The sequence below is a fragment of the Arenibacter lacus genome (genome assembly GCF_008711145.1).
GTDB classification, from domain to species: Bacteria; Bacteroidota; Bacteroidia; order Flavobacteriales; family Flavobacteriaceae; genus Arenibacter; species Arenibacter amylolyticus.
The window spans coordinates 1-18,956 of record NZ_VVIN01000062.1 but is presented as its reverse complement, the minus strand read 5'-3'; the positions used below and the strand labels follow the sequence as shown (position 1 = coordinate 18,956).

General features: G+C 42.0%; 21 protein-coding genes. 9 read left to right on the top strand and 12 right to left on the bottom strand.

Annotated elements, in window-relative coordinates; translation table 11 throughout:
- The first annotated feature begins 227 nt into the window (after positions 1-227).
- A complete protein-coding gene (locus tag F1E73_RS14380) occupies positions 228-1,223 on the top strand; it encodes a Gfo/Idh/MocA family protein (RefSeq protein ID WP_150452296.1) in 996 nt (331 codons plus the stop codon).
- On the opposite strand, the gene F1E73_RS14375 is transcribed toward F1E73_RS14380, so the two are convergent.
- Positions 1,220-1,657 (bottom strand): Rieske (2Fe-2S) protein, encoded by a 438-nt coding sequence (locus F1E73_RS14375; RefSeq protein WP_086475832.1) that lies wholly within the window; start codon positions 1,655-1,657, stop codon positions 1,220-1,222. The two genes, F1E73_RS14380 and F1E73_RS14375, sit on opposite strands and share 4 nt — an antisense overlap.
- 112 nt (positions 1,658-1,769) lie before the next feature.
- Between F1E73_RS14375 and greA the strand changes: the two genes are divergently transcribed.
- The gene (greA, locus tag F1E73_RS14370; RefSeq protein WP_086475833.1) at positions 1,770-2,243 is read left to right on the top strand and encodes a transcription elongation factor GreA; all 474 of its coding nucleotides are present in this window, start codon (positions 1,770-1,772) and stop codon (positions 2,241-2,243) included.
- 176 nt (positions 2,244-2,419) lie between these two features.
- Positions 2,420-2,812: an HIT family protein gene (locus F1E73_RS14365; RefSeq protein WP_086475834.1), complete on the top strand. Its 393-nt coding sequence runs from the start codon at positions 2,420-2,422 to the stop codon at positions 2,810-2,812.
- Here the strand turns inward: F1E73_RS14365 and F1E73_RS14360 are convergent.
- Both F1E73_RS14360 and F1E73_RS14355 read right to left on the bottom strand, forming a co-directional pair.
- A complete protein-coding gene (locus F1E73_RS14360) occupies positions 2,805-3,155 on the bottom strand; it encodes a hypothetical protein (protein WP_086475835.1) in 351 nt (116 codons plus the stop codon). The two genes, F1E73_RS14365 and F1E73_RS14360, sit on opposite strands and share 8 nt — an antisense overlap.
- Positions 3,156-3,159: 4 nt before the next feature.
- Positions 3,160-4,308 carry a sensor histidine kinase gene (locus F1E73_RS14355; protein WP_150452295.1) on the bottom strand — a complete coding sequence of 383 codons (1,149 nt, stop codon included), beginning with the start codon at positions 4,306-4,308 and terminating at the stop codon, positions 3,160-3,162.
- A gap of 116 nt (positions 4,309-4,424) precedes the next feature.
- Between F1E73_RS14355 and F1E73_RS14350 the strand changes: the two genes are divergently transcribed.
- The 3 genes from F1E73_RS14350 (at position 4,425) to aat (ending at position 6,714) form a co-directional block, all read left to right on the top strand.
- Positions 4,425-5,315, top strand: coding sequence for a flavin reductase family protein (locus tag F1E73_RS14350; RefSeq protein WP_086475837.1), 891 nt, complete (start codon positions 4,425-4,427; stop codon positions 5,313-5,315).
- A gap of 226 nt (positions 5,316-5,541) precedes the next feature.
- Positions 5,542-5,919 carry a DUF3127 domain-containing protein gene (locus F1E73_RS14345; protein WP_086475838.1) on the top strand — a complete coding sequence of 126 codons (378 nt, stop codon included), beginning with the start codon at positions 5,542-5,544 and terminating at the stop codon, positions 5,917-5,919.
- 123 nt (positions 5,920-6,042) lie between these two features.
- Positions 6,043-6,714 (top strand): leucyl/phenylalanyl-tRNA--protein transferase, encoded by a 672-nt coding sequence (gene aat, locus F1E73_RS14340; protein ID WP_086475839.1) that lies wholly within the window; start codon positions 6,043-6,045, stop codon positions 6,712-6,714.
- Here the strand turns inward: aat and F1E73_RS14335 are convergent.
- Both F1E73_RS14335 and F1E73_RS14330 read right to left on the bottom strand, forming a co-directional pair.
- Entirely contained in the window at positions 6,689-7,261 is a 573-nt protein-coding gene (locus F1E73_RS14335) for a hypothetical protein (RefSeq protein ID WP_086475840.1), read from the bottom strand. The genes aat and F1E73_RS14335 overlap by 26 nt on opposite strands.
- Entirely contained in the window at positions 7,251-7,814 is a 564-nt protein-coding gene (locus tag F1E73_RS14330; protein ID WP_150452294.1) for a DNA-3-methyladenine glycosylase I, read from the bottom strand. Before F1E73_RS14330 ends, F1E73_RS14335 begins: the two co-directional genes overlap by 11 nt.
- 228 nt (positions 7,815-8,042) lie before the next feature.
- Here F1E73_RS14330 and F1E73_RS14325 point away from each other — a divergent pair, with 228 nt between their 5' ends.
- Positions 8,043-8,669: a thioredoxin family protein gene (locus F1E73_RS14325; protein WP_150452293.1), complete on the top strand. Its 627-nt coding sequence runs from the start codon at positions 8,043-8,045 to the stop codon at positions 8,667-8,669.
- Here F1E73_RS14325 and F1E73_RS14320 read toward each other — a convergent pair.
- From F1E73_RS14320 to F1E73_RS14295, 6 genes are all read right to left on the bottom strand, one after another.
- Positions 8,652-9,329, bottom strand: a complete 678-nt coding sequence (locus tag F1E73_RS14320) for an energy transducer TonB (protein WP_223883446.1) — start codon at positions 9,327-9,329, stop codon at positions 8,652-8,654. The genes F1E73_RS14325 and F1E73_RS14320 overlap by 18 nt on opposite strands.
- A gap of 129 nt (positions 9,330-9,458) precedes the next feature.
- A complete protein-coding gene (gene truB, locus F1E73_RS14315) occupies positions 9,459-10,154 on the bottom strand; it encodes a tRNA pseudouridine(55) synthase TruB (protein WP_150452292.1) in 696 nt (231 codons plus the stop codon).
- The gene (locus F1E73_RS14310; RefSeq protein WP_086475845.1) at positions 10,154-10,939 is read right to left on the bottom strand and encodes an undecaprenyl-diphosphate phosphatase; all 786 of its coding nucleotides are present in this window, start codon (positions 10,937-10,939) and stop codon (positions 10,154-10,156) included. Before F1E73_RS14310 ends, truB begins: the two co-directional genes overlap by 1 nt.
- Before the next feature lie 2 nt (positions 10,940-10,941).
- The gene (locus tag F1E73_RS14305; protein WP_086475846.1) at positions 10,942-11,208 is read right to left on the bottom strand and encodes a DUF3098 domain-containing protein; all 267 of its coding nucleotides are present in this window, start codon (positions 11,206-11,208) and stop codon (positions 10,942-10,944) included.
- 9 nt (positions 11,209-11,217) lie between these two features.
- Positions 11,218-12,096, bottom strand: coding sequence for a cell division protein FtsX (locus tag F1E73_RS14300; RefSeq protein WP_086475847.1), 879 nt, complete (start codon positions 12,094-12,096; stop codon positions 11,218-11,220).
- Positions 12,097-12,204: 108 nt separating this feature from the next.
- Entirely contained in the window at positions 12,205-14,082 is a 1,878-nt protein-coding gene (locus F1E73_RS14295; RefSeq protein ID WP_150452291.1) for a T9SS type B sorting domain-containing protein, read from the bottom strand.
- Between the two features lie 193 nt (positions 14,083-14,275).
- Here F1E73_RS14295 and F1E73_RS14290 point away from each other — a divergent pair, with 193 nt between their 5' ends.
- Positions 14,276-17,203 carry a leucine--tRNA ligase gene (locus F1E73_RS14290; protein ID WP_150452290.1) on the top strand — a complete coding sequence of 976 codons (2,928 nt, stop codon included), beginning with the start codon at positions 14,276-14,278 and terminating at the stop codon, positions 17,201-17,203.
- A gap of 174 nt (positions 17,204-17,377) precedes the next feature.
- Entirely contained in the window at positions 17,378-18,073 is a 696-nt protein-coding gene (locus tag F1E73_RS14285; RefSeq protein ID WP_086475850.1) for a zinc metallopeptidase, read from the top strand.
- 120 nt (positions 18,074-18,193) lie between these two features.
- Here F1E73_RS14285 and F1E73_RS14280 read toward each other — a convergent pair whose 3' ends face one another.
- Positions 18,194-18,709: a ferritin gene (locus F1E73_RS14280; RefSeq protein ID WP_086475851.1), complete on the bottom strand. Its 516-nt coding sequence runs from the start codon at positions 18,707-18,709 to the stop codon at positions 18,194-18,196.
- Positions 18,710-18,956 lie beyond the last annotated feature (247 nt).

The window sequence follows — 18,956 nt, the reverse complement described above, 5'->3', positions numbered from 1 at the left end:
GGAAAGTAGGAGAAGCATCCAACAATAAGAAGTAGCAAGGTTTAAGGTGGTTTTCATAAATTGGGTATCTGGTTTTAGAATGAGCTTCTCAGCCTGGTGAATACTAAAATACAGTATTTTTTTCATTATTTTCTTTGCATCTAGCAGCTAAAGTGCTGGGGACAAACTCTAACCGCTATTTCCTATTTTTGTAGAAAGACCGTATAATACAAACGCAAACATTAAAGATGCCAAAAAAGAACTTTATCCCTCCAATAAAATGGGGGATTATTGGGTGTGGTGCTGTAACCGAGGTGAAAAGCGGACCTGCCTACCAGCAAACGCCTCATTTTAAATTACAGGGGGTAATGAGTCGAAATATGGATAAAGCTGCGGATTATGCCAAAAGGCATGGGGTAGCCAAGGTGTATGCCAATGCCCAAGATTTAATTGAGGCTCCGGAAATAGATGCTGTTTACATTGCCACCCCACCGGATACTCATAAATTCTATGCCTTAAAGGTGGCCGATGCAGGAAAGCCATGTTGTATAGAAAAACCAATGGCGCCTACCTATGCGGATAGTCTTGAGATTTATAAGCGTTTTTCCGCCAAAGAACTTCCACTATTTGTAGCGTATTACCGGAGGTCTTTGCCTAGGTTTCTTAAGATTAAGGAATGGTTAGATGAAAAGAAGATAGGGAGTGTTAGGCAGCTTTGCTGGCAGTTTAGTAGGCCGCCCAAGGAGGTAGATTTGGAGAAATCCTATAATTGGCGCACCGATGCCCTCGTTGCCCCTGGAGGGTATTTTGACGATTTGGCCAGTCACGGGCTCAATTTGTTTGCCTATTTGTTGGGGGAGATGGAAGAGGTGCAGGGCACTAGCCTAAATCAACAAGGTCTTTATACCGCCAAGGATGCCGTTGCGGCCTGCTGGAAACATAAAAGCGGAGTGCTGGGCAATGCTAGCTGGAATTTTGGAGCGTATGCCAGGGAAGACAAAGTGACTATTATGGGGAGTGACGGTAGCATTGAGTTTTCTGTCTTTAAGGAACAGGAATTAATACTGGAAACCAATGAAGGGGTTATCCGTAAGTTTATTGAGAATCCGCACCACGTGCAGCAGTACCATGTGGATAATATTAGAGCCCATCTGTTGGAAAATAGGGAGCATCCTTCCCTAGGCCGATCGGGATTGCATACCAGTTGGATTATGGATCGGATTTTAGGGCAGGGGGACGTTTAATTGGAAACAAAAATGGTATTTCCACTTACGGTTGCCCGATAAAAAAGCAGGTCATAATGCCGCGTCCCATCATCGGGCCGATTCAAGAGCTGGCCGGTGAATAGATTGTATTCAAATCCTTCGCAGGAGCAGCTTACGGTTTGCCCCTTTAGGCTCATGGTAGAACAGTTATTGGGAGCATGATTGGGGCAGCTTGCCTCCCATGCCATATAATTGTCAAATCCGGTATTGATTACAAAGATACCTCGGGTGCCAACACCTGGATTATCTAGGTATACCGCATTTCCAGTATGGATAAGCGAACTGTACAGGGGAAGATTTAGGTTTATGGAATACCTAAAGCTAACTTCCTGTAAATAGGGATTTCTATTAGTGTGGCTGCTGTCACAGGATAAAAAAATGGCCAATGCCAGTAGTCCTAAAATAGGTTTCATATAACGGAGGTCTAATTAATTAATCTTGAACAAAATTGAACAAAATTTATGTATATTTGTCTGAATCCTCTTTTAAAAAAGAGGATTTTCTTATTTATTAAACGTAGAAAAAATGAGCAAAGTATCTTATTATACAGCAGAAGGGCTGAAGAAATTGAGGGAGGAGCTAAGTTACCTTAAGGATGTGGAGCGTCCAAAAGCATCACGTGCAATTGGAGAGGCAAGAGATAAGGGAGATTTATCGGAAAATGCAGAATATGATGCGGCCAAAGAGGCTCAAGGCTTATTGGAGATGAGAATTTCTAAATTGGAAGAGACTTTATCGAATGCCCGTTTAATTGATGAATCGCAATTGGATACCTCCAAGGCGCTGATATTATCTACCGTTAAATTAAAGAATTTGAATAACGGACAGGAAATGAAATATACCTTGGTGGCAGAAAGTGAGGCCGACTTAAAAGCGGCCAAAATATCTGTGAGCTCCCCCATAGGAAAAGGCTTGCTTGGGAAGAAAGTGGGTGAAATAGCAGAAATAGCGGTTCCTAATGGGATACTGAAATTTGAAATAGTGGAAATTTCCAGATAACTTCATGATATATTTGGTGATGGCCTTAATTCTCTTGTGAATTAAGGCCATTCCATTTTATAAGGTGCTGGGTTTATCAATGTCTTTTAGTAAATTGTACTCTAAAGGGGCACGGCTCCATATTTCTGATTGGTTTTGGAGTCTTCTGTCCTATAATTTTAAAAACTACAACGTTTATGGCATCTATCTTTACCAAAATTATTAAAGGGGAAATTCCCTCTTATAAAATTGCCGAGGACGAGCATTTCTATGCGTTCTTGGATATTAACCCTAACAGCCCGGGACATACCCTATGTATCCCCAAAAAGGAGGTAGACCGACTTTTAGATCTGGATGAGGAAACCTATATGGGACTTATGGCCTTTTCCCGTAAAATAGGAAAAGCCATAGAGGCTGCCATTCCTTGTAATAGGGTAGGCTTAACCGTAATTGGTCTGGAGGTTCCCCATGTTCATGTTCACCTGATACCGCTCAATGAGATGCGCGATGCTACCTTTCAGCACAAGGTGCCCCAATCCAAAGAAGAGTTTGTAGAAATTGCAGAAAAAATCAAGGCTCAGATCAAATAAATTCCTGAATTATAAAATAGCCCCCAATGGCTACAATGGAGGTTAGCAATAATATTAGTACATAAAATAAGGTGGTAAACCGTATAGTGGCTCTTTTGGGGGCGGCCATTCTACGGTAATACTCATATACTCTTTCAATATCCTCGGTCCAAGAAACCGGATAGATCAAAGAGTTGCATTTGGTGCACTTTATTTCGTGCTCAATATCCTTGGTTGTCCTGTGAAACAACCTGCCATACGTGTGTTTTTGATAAAAAGTAAGTTTTAGTTCCTGATTGAAACATTCGGGACAATTATTGGTTAGATCCGCTTCTTTCAAAACTACCATTTTCTCCTTTGCCATCTCCTTATCTATTTGCTTTTAATGTAATTTGCATTATGGTGCCTTCTTTAGAGGACGAAAGTACTTTAATTTTACCATTATGGTATTCTTCCACGATTCTTTTAACCAAAGAAAGTCCTAATCCCCATCCTCTTTTTTTGGTAGTAGCTCCTGGATTGAAGATAGATTGATAGTTTTTCTTGGGTATTCCAGTACCTGTGTCTGCTATAAGAACTTTAACACTATTCCCATTGGGAATAACCTCAATACGAATCTTGCCCTTACCTCTCATAGCATCTATGCCGTTTTTCACCAAATTCTCTATGGTCCAATTAAACAAGGCCTTGTTTAATAATACCGGGTAATGATCTACTTCCGTATGGAAAGTAAATTGGATAAGCTTAGAGCTTCGGGTCTTTAGGTAATTATAGGCATTTTTAGTCTCCTCTACAAGGTCGTGTTCCTCCAGGACCGGAAGGGAGCCAATTTTTGAAAATCTGTCTGTGATGGTTTCCAGCCTCTGAATATCTTTTTCTATCTCCTTGGTGATTTCTGGATTAATAGGTTCTGACTTCAACAATTCATTCCACCCCAGCAGGGAGGATAAGGGCGTGCCTATTTGGTGCGCGGTTTCCTTTGCCATCCCGGCCCAGAGTTTGTTCTGCTCGGAAGCTTTGTTGGTCTTGAACAGGAAATAAATAACGGTCCCAAACAGAAATATTATTAAAAGAAGTAAAATGGGGTAAAATTTCAATTTGTTTAGAACGTCCGAATTTCCGTAGTAAAGCGTGGCAAGGTTCTCCCCCTTGTATTCTATTAGTATGGGTTGGTTCTCTGCCTTGAACTTCTTAATTTTTTTGTTTATATAAGTAGTATCTGAGATCTGTGCCCCTGGCATGTTATTTATTTTTATGGAACCATCCTTGTTAACCAAGATCATGGGGGTAGAGGTGTTATTCTGAAAAATTTTAATATGAAGATTGCCAGGATCCGCTTCCACCGGTAGGGAAAGGAACTCCGACTGGGCAGTGGCCCATATTTCCATTTTATGTCGTTCCTCCTCCTTAAACTTCTGGAAAAAACTATTGGTATTCCAAAGAATCAGGCTTACTATGGCAAAGGAAGCCATGAGCAATAACATCTTGGGAGTTTTCTTTTTGGGATTAAAGCTCATCCAGCAAAATAATTAATCATAGGTACTACAAGATAACGTAATTTCGGCAAAGATATTCTATTTTGGAAAGGTGGGATATATCTAGTTTTATTCGTAAATTACTACCTTTGACCGCTATGAAGACCAAGGTTTCCCTTCTCGTTTCAGAAGTCCCAATTGCAAAATTGCACGGTATTTTATTGGGCGCAGTAGGACCAAGGCCTATCGCCTTTGCAAGTACTATGGATACCCAGGGGAGACCAAATTTAGCGCCCTTTAGTTTTTTTAATGTGTTTAGCGCTAATCCGCCTATCTTAATATTCTCGCCAGCGAGGAGGGTGCGCAATAATACCACCAAGCACACCTTGGAGAACGTGTTAGAAACCATGGAGGTGGTAGTGAATATTGTTAACCATACCATGGTGCAACAAATGTCACTGGCTAGTACGGAATACGAAGCAGGGGTAAATGAGTTTGTGAAAGCCGGATTTACCATGATGCAATCCGATTTGGTAAAGCCACATAGGGTGGCGGAAGCCCCAGTGCAATTTGAATGTAAGGTACTGAAGGTAGAGCCGTTGGGAGAGGAAGGAGGTGCCGGTAACCTTGTTTTTTGTGAGGTGCTGAAAATTCATTTGGACGCAGATATATTGGATGAAAATGGAAGCATAGACCCATATAAAATAGATCAAGTGGCGCGTATGGGAGGTAATTGGTATAGCAGGGCCAATATGGGATTGTTTGAAGTTCCCAAGCCTCTTTCCACCAAAGGGATAGGGATAGATCAACTTCCCAGTCATATACGATTAAGCCACATCCTTACGGGGAATGATTTGGGTATGTTGGCGAATATTGAAAAACTGCCAAGCAAAGAGGAAGTTAAGGCCTTTATCGATCGAAATTTGGAAGTCCGTAGCTTAATTAGTTCGGGGGAGCCAAAAAAGTTGCACGAGAAGGCGCAGGATCTCTTAAGATCCAAGGAGGTGATGACCGCCTGGATGTTTTTATTGGCAGAAGCAGAAATGTGATCTGCGAACGTCTAGATTGAAAATTAAACTAGGGGATGGGCTTCTGAGGAACCAGATAGAAGGCTAAAATTAGACGGATAGTATTAAAACTAATATGGTTGGGATGTTAAAATAAGGGGGCGCTTAACAGAAGGTAGCTTTTGTACTAGGTGGTCCTTTCCAAAATCCTTAATATTGACAAATATTTAGAATATCAAGTAGAATTATTTAGATAAAGAATAGTAAAATGGAAGTACAAGGGAAAATTAAAATGCTAGGTGATACCCAAACTTTTGGGAGTAACGGATTTAGAAAAAGGGAAGTGGTAGTAACTACAGAGGAGCAGTATCCACAACACCTTATGGTTGAATTTGTACAGGATAAATGTGACCTATTGAACAACTTCAATGTTGGTCAGCAAGTTAAGATTAGCATTAACCTAAGAGGTAGGGAATGGGTAAACCCGCAAGGGGAAACCAAATATTTTAACTCTATCCAAGGATGGCGTATAGAAAGCTTGCAGCAAGATGCGGCAGGAGCAGGAATGCCTCCGGTTCCCCCAATGGATGCTTTTGAGCCAGCAGATAATTTAAACGAAGACGATCATGATGACCTACCTTTCTAAGAAGGTGCTAGGATTTTGTGATCAATAGCTGATACCAAAGGCTAAAAAGAAAAGGAGTAAAACCTACCTGGAAAGAAGCCAGGTAGGTTTTGCTGTTTTTAGGAACATAAAACAATTGGGTGAATGTATCTTTTAGATGAGCGATTATTGTTTCCCGAGGTAACACATGCAGATAAGGAGGGGTTACTGGCAATAGGGGGTGATCTTTCCCCGGAAAGGTTGCTATTGGCGTATAAAAACGGAATTTTCCCTTGGTTTAACGAAGGGTCCCCTATTCTGTGGTGGAGCCCGGATCCAAGGATGGTCCTGTTCCCAGAGGAGGTAAAGATATCCAAGAGCATGAAGCAACTAATTAAAAAGAAACCCTTTCGCATTACTTGGAATACCCGCTTTAAAGAGGTGCTGCACCAATGTTCAACGATAGACCGCAAGGATCAGGACGGGACTTGGATTACCGCTGACATGAAAAAGGCTTATATGCAACTGCATAAAATGGGAGTGGCAAAATCTCTGGAAGTGTGGGAAGATGATAAATTGGTGGGAGGCTTGTACGGCATAGATCTAGGTCAGGTGTTTTGTGGGGAGAGTATGTTCAGTAAGGTAAGCAATGCCTCAAAATATGCCTTCATTCATTTAGCGCAAGTATTAAATGAGAAAGGATACCAGCTAATCGATTGCCAAGTCTACAACTCGCATTTGGCCAGTTTAGGGGCTAGGGAAATTTCACGGAATAAATTTATGGATCTATTACGCGATGCGGATGGGAAAACTAATAGAGGACCCGATCGTAGTTAACAGGGAGTGCTTTCTCAATGGACAGTAAAGTGCCTTCAGCATTAAATAGGAGGTGATAGTCTTGCCGGTTGCCTCGCTGTAGGTCCCTTTTTCCCCTTACCAAGAGTTCGTAGGTATTTGATGGAAGAATTAAATTTTGGAAAGTATTCCTTATGGCATCTGTGGACTCGGCAGAATACCATTGTAGGATACGCTTTACTTTTATCTTTTTAAAAGTTCTTTCTAGATAATTGTTAATTCTGGAATAGCTATCCCTGGGAATATCTACCTCCTTAAGAACAAAACCCAACTGTTGAATATCGCCTTCTTGGTCTACCTCTACGTGATAGTTGATTCTTTCTAATCTAAATTTTAAGGTATATATGGTAGCGAGGCTATCTACCTCTTTGTAGTAGCGAATTCTCTTGGCCGCTTTTGGGATTACCGGAGTCGTTATTTCCGGGAATTGGGATTTTCTAATTCGATGCTCTCTTTCCGGTTTGGTATGGGAAAAACCAAAATGCCCTAGTATTAAAAACAGTACAATAAGGGAGTTCTTATACTTCATGATATCTAAAACAACTTATTTCGTGATCGTTAACCATCCCAGTGGCCTGCATATGGGCGTATATTACGGTGCTGCCTACAAACTTAAATCCTCGCTTTTTTAAATCCTTGCTAATAAGGTCGGATAAGGGAGTGGTGGGCGGAGTATCCTTATAATTTTCAATCTTGTTCTTTATAGGTTGGCCGTTTACAAATCCCCAGATATATGCGCTAAAACTACCGTAGGCTTCCTGGATTTTTATGAATTGCTGCGCATTATTTATCGTGGCCCTTATCTTTAGTTTGTTCCTTACTATCCCCGAGTCTTGTAGGAGTGAGGCTATCTTGTCTTCGGAGTATTGGGCAATTTTATGGTAATCGAACTGATCGAATGCCTTTCTGAAATTCTCTCTTTTCCTGAGGATGGTAATCCAGCTTAATCCCGCCTGGAAGGTTTCCAGGATTAAAAACTCAAATAAGGTGGCATCGTCCCGTACGGGAACGCCCCATTCCGTATCGTGGTATTTTTCGTAAAGTGCATCGCCTTTGCACCATCCGCATCTGTGCTTTTCCATGGGCCTGTTTTATAAATTTAAATATAGGGGAATTAATTCATATAGATTAGGGGGAAGAGGATTATTGCTATTTGTTATTTGCGCTAGATGGGGTGTGCTTTAATGCAGATCCGGATGGTATGGAATAGCATTCTCTCTGCTTGCAAACAATAGGATTAGGTGATTAATGTCATCTTTTATCACGGTTTATAATCCTTATCTTTGCTGCTTTCAATTAAGCGAATTCATATGGAGCAAAATCAAGAACTACTAGTAGATCACCAATTAATAGATCAGAGTCTAAAAAATAGCATGAGTTATGGGGAATACCGGGAGTTGATGGACCAACTAGTCGTGGAAGGGAAATCTACGGGACCCGAGCAAAATGAAAAGTTGAGCAATTATACTTCCCTAAACCAAAGAAGAATGAAGCGCTTGGAGAAAACCCTTAAAATTGATCCTGAAACTGCCGATAAAATAAAGCGTGTAGACCGCCAGATTACTTGGTTGGTACTTACTGAAAGCTGGTGTGGCGATGCAGCACAGACACTACCTGTTATGGATAAAATGGTCGCCTTAAATGAAAATATCTCCTTGAGATTGGTTTTGCGTGATGAGAATACAGCGCTTATGCAGCGTTTTCTAACCAATGGGGCTATGGCTATTCCCAAACTGATTGCTATTGACAACGCCACTGGGGATATAATAGGGGAATGGGGGTCCAGGCCTTCTATTGCCAAAAAGATGGTGCAAGATCAAAAGGAAAAGTTTGGCGAGTTTACGCCAGAGTTTATAGAGGAGTTGCAGCAATGGTATAATAAAGATAAGGGGCAGAATACGATATCAGACCTCTTGTCGCTACTTCCCTTGGAATAGATAGGTGATGGTACCCGGTTGTTCGGAGCGCTTTCCCGAATTAAACTTGGATCGTAGGGCATAGGCAATGGCATTGTCTACAAGACAGCCGTTTAAGGTGCTAGAACTTCTTTTATTGACCTCTGCCTGGGTTACCCTGCCCAGGTGGTCTACCCTAATATTAATAACAACCTTACCGCCCTCTATACAAGTATAGATTGGAATAGGTAGGCTGCGGTGTTGCCTGTTTACCAGGGAGTAGGATACGGAGGTTCTGCGCTTGGCCAAATTATTGGTCATTACCTCCTTGCTGGCCTCTTTTTCTCCTAAAAGTTGTTGCTTCTCCCGTCTGCGCTGGGCAAGTTCTTTTACCCTTGCGGCATATTCCGAATCTGTAATAGGGAAGTCCATGGGCTCTTCCGTATCCGAGGAGCTTTCCTGCTCCTCCATGAGCTCCTCCAAAGTTTTAAGGGGCTCTGGATTTCCATAGCTAGCTTTGTTGGCTTCGTTATAAGCCATATGACTTTTGATGGGGGGAGTGTTGCTGAGGTCTTCCTGCTCTTCTTCCTCCAGGATTTCTTCAAGCTCTTCCTCGTCTGGTAAGATTAATTCAATGGCGTACTCTTCCACTTCCTTTTGTCCCAAATGGATATTGTAAAGGAACAATACCATTAAAGCCATGGAAAGAAAGGTTATTAAAAAAGAAAGCTGTTTCCTGTTTAAAGTCATATAGGATTATAACCGCGTTTAATCAAAAATATTTTAAATTATCGATAAACGGGTAGGATGTTGCTCTTCAAATTAATTTCACTAGCCGTCTATCGCCAATAATTCTCTAAATTCCTCTGGGGCGATTGCTTTATTTACGTTGTAATCACCTATTTTGGTTCTCCTGAGGGTGGATAGATGTGCCCCAGAACCCAATTCTTTTCCAAAATCGTAGGCTAAAGATCTAATATAAGTGCCCTTGCTACAGACTACCCTGAAATGGACTAGGGGTAGTTGAATTTTGGTGATTTCGAATTCCGTAATGGTCACTAAACGCTTTTTAATTTCTACGCTTTTCCCTTCCCTTGCATACTCGTAGAGTCGTTTTCCATCCTTTTTAAGGGCCGAGAATACAGGGGGTGCCTGCTCTATTTCTCCCAAGAACGCTGAGGTGGCCTCATGGATCATCGCTTCGGTGATATGGTCTGTGGGGTAGTGTTTGTCTACCTCCGTTTCCAAATCATAAGAAGGGGTGGTGGCTCCTAAGGTAAAACTGCCCGTATATTCTTTTTCTTGGCCTTGTAGTTCGTTAATAGTCTTAGTGGCCTTGCCCGTACATATTAATAATAAACCGGTGGCTAGGGGATCTAAGGTCCCGGCATGCCCGATCTTTATCTTCTTTAATTGAAACTTTTTACGGATGGCCCATTTTAAGGAATTCACTGCTTGGAAGGAACTCCAACCCAGCGGCTTATCAATGAGCAGCAATTTTCCTTCCAAAAATTCTTCCTTGGTCATTAGATTACGGTTAAGGGGCTAATAAAATAATGTATGATTAAAATTGCCACTCCTACAATCACTCTATAATATCCAAAAAGTTTAAATCCGTGTTTCCCTAAATAGTCGATAAAAGTTTTAATGGCCACAAGGGCTACAAGAAAACCTACCACGTTCCCTACAATTAAGTAATTGATCTGATCCGAGCTAAGGGTAAATCCTGCCATATAATAGTCGTAGCTTTTTTTCAGTGTGGCCCCCAACATGGTGGGCACAGCAAGGAAAAAAGAAAATTCTGCGGCTGTGGTCCTAGAAAGTTTTTGAGTCATTCCCCCAACAATACTGGACCCACTTCTAGACATTCCAGGAATCATGGCCAAACATTGGAAAAGCCCAATTTTAAAGGCGGTAGAATAGGTGACTTCTGTGTTCTCCTCACCTCCAAACCAATCATCGACCTTTAAGAGGATTAGACCTCCTATTATTAAAGAAATGGCCACGGTTATGGGACTTTCCAAAAGAGAGTCTATTACATCGCTAAAAAGCAACCCTAAAACTACTGCTGGAATAAATGCCACCAACAATTTGTAATAAAAGTCTATGCTTTGAATAAATCGTTTGTAATACAGTACTACCACCGATAATATGGTACCCAATTGGATAACGATGGTAAATAATTTAGTGAAATCTTCGTGTGCAATGCCAAAAAAAGAGGACGCAACAATAAGGTGTCCAGTGGAAGAAACAGGCAAAAACTCGGTTAGCCCTTCTATGATGGCTAGAATAATAACTTTAAATATGTCCAAAACTAATTTTTCTTATGGGGGTTTAATAGAATGGCGTACACTTGGAGGCCCAAGCCAATCAAGACCATGGTAGGGGCAAGTCGTATTCTCCTAAAACTATAGACTTCTGGGTTAAAAACAGCATGGTCGTCCATTCCGCCACCGCTCATTAAGATAAATCCAAGGGCTATAAATGCCAAGCCGATAAACATAAAAAGGTAGTTTCTCTTTTGGAAGATAAGTTCCCGAGTGGGTTTTTGGCCTTGTTTAATATTCTTTTTCTTGCTCATGCTGCAAATTTAGTAATATAAATCATCTGTCCTCAAGTTTAGGAAGCGTTGTGTGGCAAAATAGGTACTTATCCATGAAATTAACACTCCTAGTAGAAATACCCCTACAAAAAGCACTATCAATATGGTGGGATCTTGGAAGAGGTTTAGTTCCGGGAAGCTTTGATCCACATAATACAGTACCAGCCCCAATGCAATTAAGGCAATAATGGCTCCTAACACCCCTAGCTTAATATTGGTCCAGATAAAGGGCCTCCTAATAAAAGATTTGGTGGCTCCAACCATTTGCATGGTTTTTATAATAAAACGTTTGGAGTAGATGGAGAGTCTTATGGAGCTATTGATCAAGAGAACCGCAATAAAGGTAAAAGCCCCGCTTGCCACTAATATCCAAAAACTCAATTTTTTTACATTGTCGTTCAGTAAACTAATAAGAGGTTGATCGTAGCTTACCTCTTCCACATAGCCTTTCCTGGAAATTTCTTGGGCTATGTTGGCAATGGTATCTGTATGTACATAAGCAGCATTCAGGCGAATGTCTATGGAGTTCTTTAAGGGGTTATACCCCAAAAAATCCAGGAAGTTCTCTCCAATTTCCTCACTGTGCTTTTCTGCGGCTTCTTCCTTAGAGACGTAGATGGCATTCTTAGTGTAGGGTGCCATTGCTAAACTTTTCTGTAACTGGTCTACTTCTACCTCCTTGGCACTATCCTTTAAAAAAACCGATACGGTGATCTGTTCTTTAAAGTGGTCTGCTAATTTTTTAGTATTCAACACCAATAGCCCCAGTATGCCCAATAGAAAGAGCACTAGCCCAATGCTGAGGACCACTGAAAAATACGAGGAAATTAGCTTTCTTTTTTGAAAACGTTCAAAAGATTTGCTCATAATGGAAAATCAATGCGTAAAAATAGCAAAGTAAATTGAAATAAAAATGGCTGATATATGTTCATTTTTATGCTTCTGGTTTTATTCTGGTAAAAACATGAGGATCCATTACCTTTTTAGGGTGAAATGGCCACGTTTTTCCAGGTGGTCCAGTTGTATGCTATACCAATAGTCCGATGCAGGCAGATCCCTATTCTTAAAGGTTCCGTCCCAGATAAAGGGGGCATTCCTAATGCTTTTCAATAAGTTTCCATAGCGATCATAAATATGTAGCTCGGCGTTTTCAAAATTTTCGGTGCCGTTAATAATAAAAAGGTCATTGTGGTGGTCGCCGTTGGGAGTAAAGAATTTTGGGATTACCAAATGCAGGTATTCCATAGTGGCCAATCCACAACCGTTTTTCTCCCTTACATAGATCGTATAATGTCCACCTTCGGTGTTTTTAAAACTATTTTGAAGCTGATAATAGGTGCCATCCAAGGAATATTCAAAAGCGCCACGATTTTCCGTTAAGACCGTAATTGTATATTCATCCGACCTAACGGATTCTATTAGGGGGCGGTCTATTTGGGATAGCGTAAAGTTTTTGGTGTTTTGGCATCCATGGGAATTGGTGACTATGAGGGAATAAGTGCCTGAAGAATCTACAACGATGCTAGGGGTAGTTTCCCCTGTATTCCATTCATAGGTTGCATTACTGGTATTTGCATATAGAATAACAGAATCGTCTTCACAGAAATAAATGGTTTCGTCCGTTACCACAGGGAGCTCATAATGCGTCAGCTTAAGCGGGGTCCTACTATCGGCATAACAAGCTGCTAAGGTAGATACGGCCTCGGCATAAAAGGTTCCTTCGTAAGGGGCCAGGAAGGAGGTACTATTCTCTAGTAGAAGGTTTCCTCCGGAAGGGGCGTCGTACCAATTTACTTGTACATCTGCAGGAACACTGACCGTTAATGGCTTGTTTTCGTTGATGCAAGTAGCTATATCCCCATTGCTAGTTGGTGGTTGGGGTTTTGGGACTATAGTAACCTTGAAGACATCCGATAACGTGCTGCAAAGTGGATTAGCTAGGTTAATGACATCCTCTGCCAATTTCACCCGAAAGAAAGTGGTGGTGTTTAGCAGCGGGGAAGTGAACTTTGGGCTGGTTTCCCCCGGGATGTCAGACCACACTGTCCCGTCCGGACTATCTTGCCATTGAAAAGCATGACTGGTGTATGTGGAATAATCGGGAGTTGCTGTAAGTGTTACACTGCTAGGAGGGGCTGTTTCACAGAAGGCCATGTCTAAATTTCCCTGTTCATCGGAAATGGCAATGGCATCTCCACAAGTCCTAAAGACAATATCGTCTATGGCCAAATCGTTTCCACAACCGCCTTCCCCGTTATTACGCATTTTTAGAATTACCGAGGTTTGTCCGGGAAGGGTTTGGAAGAGTAGGCCGTATTGTTGCCAAAGTGGGGAAGGGGTGCCGTGAAGGTCGCCAGTGTCTCCCCACGCCAGCCTTTGAGTGTCCGTAACATCCCAAATTTCAAAGCGTACGTTTATGGGAATACCGTTGTTGCTACATCCGGATGCCGGCAGAAGGTTTAGGAGCCAGGACGAAAATTCATAGGAGGTATTTTCGCAGAGACCAGTGACCGTTCGCCTAAAAAACTCCCCTGCGCTATAATCGGCATTTACAATAAAGGCCTTTCCATTGGAATCGTTTGGGGTGTGGTCCGTAATGCGATGCCAGTCAAAATAGGGTGTAGTGCTAGAGATGGTATAGCTGCCATCCGTAGGTTCTCCATTTACATATTGGTACGTGGTACTGCCTGGGGGTAAAGGCGGACCATTGGTGGTTCCGCTTCCAAAATCTTCCGTGAAAATAGGTTGGCCCGTATTGCCAGGGCAAAATCCCACTTGTCCCAACAGACTGTTGGCAAAAAGCAGGAGGATGGGAAGTAGCGCCGCTGGGAGCTTTTTAAAATTTTGGTTCACCGTTTAAAGATATAGTAAAGGAACAATTTAAACTAGGATGGCCTAATTGTTAGGAATAAATATATGAATCAGAAGCGGATGCCTTAGCGGTTAAGTTGATAATATCTTTTCACCTTTCATAGATTAGACCTATTTTTGCGGTCCATAAATCCTGCCGATATTAGCAGCAGGAAGGTAGAAAGAAATTTGGTACATGGAATACGACTTTAAGAAAATTGAAGAAAAATGGCAAGGGTATTGGGCAGAAAACCAAACCTTTAAAGTAGAGAACAATTCTGAAAAGGAAAAGTTCTACGTGTTGGATATGTTTCCCTATCCTTCTGGAGCGGGATTGCATGTAGGCCATCCATTGGGGTATATTGCCAGTGATATTTATGCGCGTTATAAAAGGCATAAGGGATACAATGTTTTGCATCCTATGGGCTACGATTCTTTTGGCCTGCCAGCAGAACAATATGCTATCCAGACCGGACAGCACCCTGCTATTACTACGGAAACCAATATTAATAGATATCGTGAGCAGTTAGATAAAATTGGGTTTTCTTTCGATTGGAGTCGGGAAGTGCGAACCTCCGACCCCAAGTACTACCAATGGACGCAGTGGATATTCATCCAACTCTTTAATTCTTGGTATGATAAGGAGGCCGACAAGGCTAGGGATATTGCCGATTTGATCGCTATCTTCCAAAAGGAGGGGAATAAAGCGGTGAATGCCGTTTGTGACGAGGAGGTTGTATTATTTACCGCTGCGGAGTGGAATGCTTTCTCCGAAAAGCAGCAGCAGCAAGTGTTACTGCAATATAGATTAACGTATTTGGCAGAGACCGAGGTTAACTGGTGTCCGGCTTTAGGGACCGTACTGGCCAATGATGAAATCGTGAACGGAGTTTCCGAACGTGGAGGGCACCCTGTGATCCGTAAAAAAATGACGCAATGGAGCATGCGCATCTCTGCCTATGCCCAGCGATTATTAGACGATCTGTCCATCTTGGATTGGCCGCAGCCATTAAAGGATGCCCAAACCAACTGGATTGGGAGGTCCGAGGGGGCTAGTGTAAGCTTTAAGGTGCTTCCCCAAAATAATACCATGGTAGCGGACGCAGAAATCCCTGTTTTTACTACCCGTCCCGATACCATCTTTGGGGTGAGCTTTATGACTTTGGCCCCGGAACACGATTTAGTATTAAAAATTACCACTCCAGAGCAAAAGGAGGAGGTAAAACAATATATTGAGGCTACGGCAAAACGTAGCGAACGCGACCGTATGGCCGATGTAAAGACCATTACCGGAGCCTTTACGGGGGCCTATGCAGAGCATCCCTTTACCAAAGAACCCATTCCAATTTGGATTGGCGATTATGTATTGGCCGGTTATGGTACCGGGGCAGTAATGTCCGTTCCATGTGGAGATCAACGAGATCATGACTTCGCCAGACATTTCAACATTCCTATTCCTAATATTTTTGAGGGGGTGGATGTGAGCGAAGAGGCCTTTGCCGATAAGGAAAACACGGTTATCGCCAATTCCGATTTTCTGAACGGAATGCCCTATAAAAAAGCGGTGAAACGCGTTATTCATGAATTGGAGCAACTGGGTCAGGGGAAAGGAAAAATAAATTATAGGCTACGCGATGCTGTATTTAGCAGACAGCGGTATTGGGGCGAGCCTTTCCCGGTATATTACAAGGACGGATTGCCGCAAATGATTGCAGCAGAGCACCTTCCCATTGTGTTGCCCGAGGTAGAAAAGTACCTGCCAACCGAAACTGGAGAGCCTCCCTTGGGGAATGCTACCCATTGGGCGTGGGATGTGGAAGCCGCTGCGGTGGTTTCTAATAAGTCCATAGACCATAAAACGGTGTTCCCATTGGAACTGAATACCATGCCTGGATGGGCGGGGAGTTCGTTCTATTTTAACCGCTATATGGACCCTCACAACACCGAGGAGGTGTTCTCTAAGGAGGCTATGGACTATTGGCAGGGAGTAGACTTGTACATTGGTGGAAGCGAACACGCTACAGGACATTTGTTGTATTCTCGCTTTTGGCAAAAATTTCTTTTCGATAAGGGGTTGGTCCCTCAACCCGAATTCGCAAAAAAACTCATCAACCAGGGGATGATTACTGGTACAAGTGCCCTTGCAAAAAGGTTGCAATTTGAAGTAGAGGGGCGTCCTTTCTTTATTTTTGTGGATGTAGATGTATTAGAGGAATATCATAAATCTCCTGATAAGTCGTCAGGAGATAGTCCAGTAGAGGAATTTGTTAAGAAATATGGGGATTTTGTGGTTCAGGATATCCACGCAGACGTAACCATGGTAGATTCCTCGGATCATTTAGATGTTGACGCTTTTGTTGCCTGGCAGCCAGAATATACCGACGTTACTTTTGTTAAGAATACCGATGGTAGTTTTAAGGTTTCCCGAGAGGTAGAGAAAATGTCTAAATCCAAATATAATGTAGTAAGTCCAGATAGTATCTGTGAAGAATACGGAGCAGATTCCTTAAGGCTTTACGAGATGTTTTTAGGGCCATTGGAGCAATCCAAACCGTGGAATACCGCGGGGATAACGGGTGTTTATGGGTTTATGAAAAAGCTGTGGCGATTGTATCACGGTGGTGCCCAGGGAAGCTTCTTGGTTACTGAAGGAGCTCCAACGGCAGACAATCTAAAAACATTGCATAAGACCATTAAAAAAGTTGAGGAAGATATTGAGGGATTCTCTTTTAATACTTCCGTTGCCACTTTTATGATCTGTGTGAACGAATTGGCAACCCAAAAATGCAACAATAGGGAAGTGTTGGAGTCCTTGGCGATTTTGATTGCGCCCTACGCTCCTCATATAGCCGAGGAGCTTTGGAGTAGGTTGGGGCATAGCACATCTATTGCTACGGCACCTTTCCCAAAATTTCAGCCAGAATACCTGATTGAAAGTACTAAGGAGTATCCTATTTCATTTAATGGGAAAATGAGGTTTAAATTGGAGTTGCCGGTAGACCTTTCTAAAGAGGAAATAGAAAAGGCGGTTTTGGCAGATTCCAAAACTCAGGATCAATTGCAGGGTCGCGCCCCTAAAAAGGTGATTGTGGTTCCTGGGAAGATTGTAAATATAGTTGGCTAACGAAGCTTAGGAAGCCAATGAGAATGGTAGGAGTTAGACATTTTGGCAGAAATTGGCACTTAAGATCATTTCGGCAGATCCTTGGTGAATATGGCGGGGTTTTTGCTGTGGTTGAATTAGGATATCAGTGAGTGAATATTAGAACTATTTAAAAAACTAAAAAAGAATATAGATATGATGTTATATTATGTGTTGTTGGGAGCCATCGCTTTAGTGAGCTGGTTGGTAAGCAATAAGTTGAAAAGTAAATTTAAGCATTATTCCAAGGTGCATTTGCGCAATGGGATGAGCGGTGCGGAAATTGCGGAGAAAATGTTGGCAGACCATGGTATCAGGGATGTTAAGGTAATCTCTACACCTGGGATGCTTACAGATCATTACAATCCGGCCAATAAGACCGTAAACCTTAGTGAAGGGGTTTATAATCAGCGCAATGCTTCTGCTGCTGCGGTAGCTGCTCACGAAGTGGGGCATGCTGTACAGCACGCTACCGCTTATGAATGGCTTACTATGAGATCTAAACTGGTGCCTATAGTTAGTGTAACCTCGGGCATGTCTACTTGGGTAGTATTTGGAGGTATTATGCTTGGTGCCGCTGCAGGTGTGGGCTTAGGCTACTGGGTTGCCGTAGCTGGACTGGTAATGATGGGATTTGCTACCTTGTTTAGCTTTATTACCCTGCCGGTGGAATACGATGCCAGTAACAGGGCTTTGGCTTGGTTAAAAAGTAAGAACATGGTAACACAGGAAGAATACAAAGGGTCCGAAGATGCTTTAAAATGGGCTGCTCGTACTTACTTAGTGGCTGCTATTGGTTCCTTGGCTACCTTGGTATATTGGGCTATGCAAGTCCTTGGTAGTAGGGATTAAGTAAGTGGTATTCAAATAAAGAATAAAAAAAGGAGATGCATTTGCATCTCCTTTTTTTTATGGTTGTATGTACCTGTTTTCACTGATATTGATGTGATAATAGGTTATTGGCAATCCACACTATTCGTCTCTTTTAATGCGCTCGTCAATAAATTTAAGCGCAATGCCGTCTCGTCCCATTACTTCAAAAAGGTCCAAGATGTCTCTTAGGGATTTTTCTTCTTCCATTTGTTCCTCAACAAACCACTGAAGGAAATTCTCCACAACAAAATCCTGATCTTTTCTGGCGGTTGCTAAAATTTTATGAATAGAGTTGGTTACCATTATCTCATGATCCAAAGCACTTTCAAAAACTTCCTCTAAATGGGAAAAATCATGATTGATGTTCTCTACGGTAGGGGAAATGGCGTTTCCTCCGCAATCCGTTATAAACTTGAATATTTTCATCATGTGCTCCCTTTCCTCTTCTGCTTGATCATAGAAGAACTCGGCACTGTTTGTAAATGCATGCTGGTCGCACCAAGAAGCCATGGCCAAATAAGTGGCAGAGGCGTGGGCTTCCATTTTTATCTGATCGTTGAGCAGGTCCATAGTACTGACCTTAATACTCATTTGTTGTCTAGCTATATTTTTCATTATCTCAAAGTTTAATAATTGTGTACTGGGTTCCCATGTAAATAGAGCGATATGTTGGGGCTTAAACCAACAATATCACTTCGGAATATCTTAGATTTATATAAAGATATTAAAAGTGTCTGTATTATAAGAATGGAGAGGCTTAAATATAATTGGACTTAGACTCAATAAAAATAGCCTAGGTGTAAGACAAGGTGCTTTCGGAAGAAATACCCAAGAGTGCAAAGCCATTGCTTACTAAGCTTTT

Coding starts and splice junctions, on each gene's coding strand:
- F1E73_RS14325 (WP_150452293.1), top strand. CDS start 8,043: ATGGAGCAAAATCAAGAACTACTAGTAGATCACCAATTAATAGATCAG.
- F1E73_RS14285 (WP_086475850.1), top strand. CDS start 17,378: ATGATGTTATATTATGTGTTGTTGGGAGCCATCGCTTTAGTGAGCTGG.
- greA (WP_086475833.1), top strand. CDS start 1,770: ATGAGCAAAGTATCTTATTATACAGCAGAAGGGCTGAAGAAATTGAGG.
- truB (WP_150452292.1), bottom strand. CDS start 10,154: ATGACCAAGGAAGAATTTTTGGAAGGAAAATTGCTGCTCATTGATAAG.
- F1E73_RS14280 (WP_086475851.1), bottom strand. CDS start 18,709: ATGAAAAATATAGCTAGACAACAAATGAGTATTAAGGTCAGTACTATG.
- F1E73_RS14305 (WP_086475846.1), bottom strand. CDS start 11,208: ATGAGCAAGAAAAAGAATATTAAACAAGGCCAAAAACCCACTCGGGAA.
- F1E73_RS14360 (WP_086475835.1), bottom strand. CDS start 3,155: ATGGCAAAGGAGAAAATGGTAGTTTTGAAAGAAGCGGATCTAACCAAT.
- F1E73_RS14330 (WP_150452294.1), bottom strand. CDS start 7,814: ATGGAAAAGCACAGATGCGGATGGTGCAAAGGCGATGCACTTTACGAA.
- F1E73_RS14375 (WP_086475832.1), bottom strand. CDS start 1,657: ATGAAACCTATTTTAGGACTACTGGCATTGGCCATTTTTTTATCCTGT.
- F1E73_RS14300 (WP_086475847.1), bottom strand. CDS start 12,096: ATGAGCAAATCTTTTGAACGTTTTCAAAAAAGAAAGCTAATTTCCTCG.
- F1E73_RS14350 (WP_086475837.1), top strand. CDS start 4,425: ATGAAGACCAAGGTTTCCCTTCTCGTTTCAGAAGTCCCAATTGCAAAA.
- F1E73_RS14355 (WP_150452295.1), bottom strand. CDS start 4,308: ATGAGCTTTAATCCCAAAAAGAAAACTCCCAAGATGTTATTGCTCATG.
- F1E73_RS14290 (WP_150452290.1), top strand. CDS start 14,276: ATGGAATACGACTTTAAGAAAATTGAAGAAAAATGGCAAGGGTATTGG.
- F1E73_RS14380 (WP_150452296.1), top strand. CDS start 228: ATGCCAAAAAAGAACTTTATCCCTCCAATAAAATGGGGGATTATTGGG.
- F1E73_RS14335 (WP_086475840.1), bottom strand. CDS start 7,261: ATGAAGTATAAGAACTCCCTTATTGTACTGTTTTTAATACTAGGGCAT.
- F1E73_RS14365 (WP_086475834.1), top strand. CDS start 2,420: ATGGCATCTATCTTTACCAAAATTATTAAAGGGGAAATTCCCTCTTAT.
- aat (WP_086475839.1), top strand. CDS start 6,043: ATGTATCTTTTAGATGAGCGATTATTGTTTCCCGAGGTAACACATGCA.
- F1E73_RS14345 (WP_086475838.1), top strand. CDS start 5,542: ATGGAAGTACAAGGGAAAATTAAAATGCTAGGTGATACCCAAACTTTT.
- F1E73_RS14320 (WP_223883446.1), bottom strand. CDS start 9,329: ATGGCTTTAATGGTATTGTTCCTTTACAATATCCATTTGGGACAAAAG.